At 39.5% G+C, this 1,325-nt stretch carries 1 protein-coding gene; it reads left to right on the top strand.

What is annotated here, in order from left to right; genetic code table 11:
• Positions 1-529, top strand: a 529-nt coding sequence (locus tag R8N28_RS25150; protein ID WP_282961017.1) for an aromatic amino acid transport family protein, incomplete at its 5' end; no start/stop codon positions are given.
• Positions 530-1,325: the final 796 nt, after the last annotated feature.

The raw sequence follows: 1,325 nt of genomic DNA, 5'->3' as shown, positions 1-1,325 counted from the left end.
GATTTTACGTCGCACGAGCATCATGCTTATCGCATTCGTACTATTGTTTGTTTTCTCGTGCGTATTGGCACTATCGCCAGAGCAACTTGCACAGGCAAAAGCGCAAAACGTATCCGTACTCTCTTACCTTGCAAACGCAACGGATAACCCGTTCATCGCAACACTTGGTCCTTTGGTGGCGTTTGTCGCGATCACTTCTTCTTTCCTTGGTCATTTCTTAGGCGCACGTGAAAGCTTGAACGGCTTAATCACAAAGCACTCAAATTTGTCTGAAACACGTGTTGATCGTATTAGCGTAGTGGTTCTTTTCTTGTCAATTTGGGCTGCAGCAATCATGAACCCAAGCATTTTAGGCATGATGGAAGCGTTATCTGGGCCAGTTATCGCAATGATCTTGTTCATTATGCCGATGTTGGCGGTACATAAGATTGAGTCGATGAAGCAGTATCGTGGAAAGCTCTCTACCTATTTTGTTCTGATCACAGGTATTGTTGCGGTAAGTGCTTTGGTTTTTAGCTTACTCAGCTAAGAAGGGGTTACTTTGAGTGATTTTCAGGGGAATACCGTTTACAACTGAAGGTAATTCCCTGAATTTTGCTTTTGTTTTCTAAAACGTAATCTAGCTTACGTCACTCCACTAAATAAGAGCGAAAACACCCGCCAACATTACTACTGAGGCGATACAAGTGCGAGCAATGATGCCGAAGTGCGACGGTTGAATCATTTCGTTATGCATAAATAATCTCCTGTTTGTTATGAACAGCCAATTTACTTTGGCTTAATAACACTATGTCGAATATCCATTTTTTTAACAACCCATACAAACATTAAATATTTATGACACCAAAATCATCTTTTGGAGGTCGGAATTACTTTTGGGAGCAGTATCACACATAATTCACATGGAAATATCTTCATCGATTATCGCTATTTCTCAGTCAAAACCTCCGGTTCCCTTATATTGCGATTAAAATTATTTCCCAACTTATAAAAAGCACTTTTCTTTATAAATCAAAAAATTAAATCAAATCAATCAATTATACTCGCCTTAAAATCCCTTATTCTTGGGGAATCCATAAGCACTTAATAGATAAGAAGTGATAGAATTAGGAAGTACTGCTACTTAACGAGATCACAATTTATTAATAAGCTCATGCACTTTCCGATTAAAACGCTGTCTTGCGCTCTATTAGCGGTGATTGGACTCTTCTTCCAGACTGGTTATGTCTTCGCCAATACAGATAAACATATCTATCTCGAAGAACACATTTCGCCCGAAAGCCAACCCATGTTGAGTACCTACTTCCGTTCTATGGGTAAACCTC

The organism is Vibrio sp. Vb1554 (assembly GCF_033344235.1).
This window is presented reverse-complemented; position numbering and strand designations above follow the sequence as displayed.